2 protein-coding genes are annotated in these 2,681 nt (G+C 61.3%); both read right to left on the reverse strand.

Features of this window, described 5'->3' with window-relative positions; all coding sequences use genetic code 11:
- A partial coding sequence (locus ACLP9N_RS03980) for a restriction endonuclease (protein ID WP_442406170.1) occupies positions 1-767 on the reverse strand: 767 nt, incomplete at its 3' end.
- A gap of 83 nt (positions 768-850) precedes the next feature.
- On the reverse strand, positions 851-2,416 hold the full coding sequence (locus tag ACLP9N_RS03985) for a restriction endonuclease (RefSeq protein ID WP_442406171.1): 1,566 nt from the start codon (positions 2,414-2,416) through the stop codon (positions 851-853).
- Positions 2,417-2,681: the final 265 nt, after the last annotated feature.

Here is a 2,681-nt window from a genome sequence, read left to right on the forward strand (position 1 = left end):
ATTAGGTCGATAGGTGGTGCCCCGTCCCGGCGAGATTCCGCACGCGCATCATTCGTGAAGGTGCCAGTCGTGATCAGCAGACCCTTCTCGCCCCGACCCGCCATGGCACCACGAAAGTCTCTCACCGCAGATGCGCCGACACTTCCCGAGTAACGCTTGCACTGGAAAAAGACCGGAAAGCTCAGGAGCGAGATCTGGTAGACCCCGCGACCATCGATGCCGCCGTCACCACTTCGACCGGTAACCACAGGGCTGGATACTCCCGCCTCTCGCAAGAGCCGCTGAGCCAGTCGCTCAAAGGCATCCGGCGACATATTGAGCAATGCGCCTAGAAGAGCGTCTTTCCACTTGGCCTCTGCTTCGGCTTCGGCTTGATCAATCTCATTGTCCAGGTTGGACTCTGCTTTCTTCTTCTTCGGTCCTTTCTTAGGGCGGGTGCGATTGTATTCCGCTCGCATTGGTTCGATTTGATCCTCGGTCACCGTTTCGCCGAGTTCTGTAACTGACCACACGCCACGTTGGCTGTTCGTCAGCAGCCCCATGGCCTTGAGATATGTCCGGGTCCACGCTAACCGGTATTGGACCTCAGTCATCGGCCCATCGCCGTGGAGCACACCCTGGACGTCGGGTGAGATGTTCTCCCGGTCGATGACGGCTGCCTCAAGTTCGGCGATGGAGGCGGAACCTCCGAGAGCGATGACAGCCTGCAGGGTAGGCCAGAGGAAGAAGGGATATGGAGGCACTTCCACTCTCATGGGTATAAGCATGCCAAGCGACTAGAAAAAAGTAAGCACCAAGGTCGGTGATACTGATCTGGTGGAACCTTTCCTGCCCCCGTCGTCGACTAGCACTAATCCGGTGGCTCGCCCGAGTCGGGTACCGGATCTTGCCAGTCGTCTGGCGGCTCGATCCGGGCTTTGATGCCCGCATGGGTTTCGAGCAGGTACAGGAGGTGGGTGCCGTCGAACAGTTCGATCGGTTTGCCCGCAGCGAATTCGTAGGATGCTTTGCCGTATTGGCTTGTCGTGACGAGTATGCCCTTCGATGCGCCCTCGTTCTGGAGTGTGCCGAAGAGGTCGCGGACGGCCGAGACTCCGACGGTGTGTTTGTAGCGTTTGGCTTGGATGACGACTTTGCCGCCCAAGATGGGATCGGTGTTGTAGGCGACGCAGTCGACACCGCCGTCCCTGGACGGTCGGGTCTGCCTGGTGTCTAGGCCAATCTTGTCGAACAGGTTCTGGATGAGCGACTCGAATTGTTGCGGCGTGAGTTCCATGAGGTTGGGCCGATCATCCAGAGCGCCAAGGGTTTCGGTTTCGGTGATGAATCTTGGGTCCACCATTGAGAACTCCAGCACGGGACGGACGGGTGCCAACTCCGTGGGGCTCGTGGAAATTCCGGCGTTCAGGTGCTTGAGGCAGGCAGCGGGGTCAACCTGGTCGAGGTTGATCTCGGTGAAGGTGTCTCGGGTGGTCCGGACAGTGATTAGGCATGGCCGAGTTCGTTTTCCGGTGCGCGGATCTATCGTGTCGACAACGCCGTTGAAGACGACGACGTCGATGTGCTGCTTTGTGTCGACTCGGAAGATGTGCGCGAGACACAGAAGCGTTAATTGCGCGATTGCGCTGGCATATAGTCCTTTCACTTGTGGCGCTGGCCGCGCAGTCTCGACGACCTTGTCCTGGCTCTTCACGTAGCGGTATGACTTTGTCTTCGGGACGACGTCACCCGCCGGTAGTTCGTACTCGACCACTAATTGGCGTGATTGCGGTGAGTAGGCGAGTCTAGCTTTTCGTTTAATGCCAGCGGGAAGTTGCGTTTTCTTCAGCGTTAATTCAATGCACTCAGTGATGCCTTTCGGGTCTCCCGCGAGATAGAGACCGGTTGGCTTCGCTTGCGGCCGGTTTCGTAGTCCGTCGTGAAGGAGGTCGTTGAGGCGGTGGACTTGCGACTCGATCTTCTTGTTCTGTGCGGCCACCTGCTTATCGATCCCGTCAATGTTGGCGATGCGGCTGTCGAGCGTGGTGCCTTTTGGCCACGTCGAAAGCTGCCATTTACGACGTTTCTCCGCGGCCTGACGCTGCCGCTCCGCCTCTGCGGCCGCGACCTGACGCTGCCGCTGCGCCTCTGCGGCCGCCCACTCCGCGGCCTGACGCTGCCGCTCCGCCTCTGCGGCCGCGGCCTGACGCTGCCGCTCCGCCTCTGCGGCCGCGGCCTGACGCTGCCGCTGCGCCTCTGCGGCCGCGACCTGACGCTGCCGCTCCGCCTCTGCGGCCGCGACCTGACGCTGCCGCTCCGCGACCTGACGCTGCCACTCGGCCGCGGCTTCGCGTGAGCGTTTCGTTGAGTGCACCGTTACCCACACCACCCAGGTCACAAAACCGCCGATCAACAACAAGAAGATTAAGAAAAGCACCACGACATCCACACGCAGAAGGCTACGTGTGCGCCACGACACAGCCGGGCGGCCTGGGCGGCGGCGTGGTGCCTGTGCCAGCCGCGCCAGGTGCCCGCCGTGGTGCTGTGAGTGCCCGCTGAGCCGCCAGCGCCGCCACCCTGGTTGCAGGTGGGTGCCGACAGCCGGTCAGTGTCGACACCGGCCAGCACCGGTCAGGGCCGCGCCGGATCGGCCCGCCTGGACAACCAGTGACAGCCGGTGACCAGCTCCCAGCAAAATCCGT

The organism is Mycobacterium sp. (genome assembly GCF_052144515.1).
Classification (GTDB): domain Bacteria; phylum Actinomycetota; class Actinomycetes; order Mycobacteriales; family Mycobacteriaceae; genus Mycobacterium.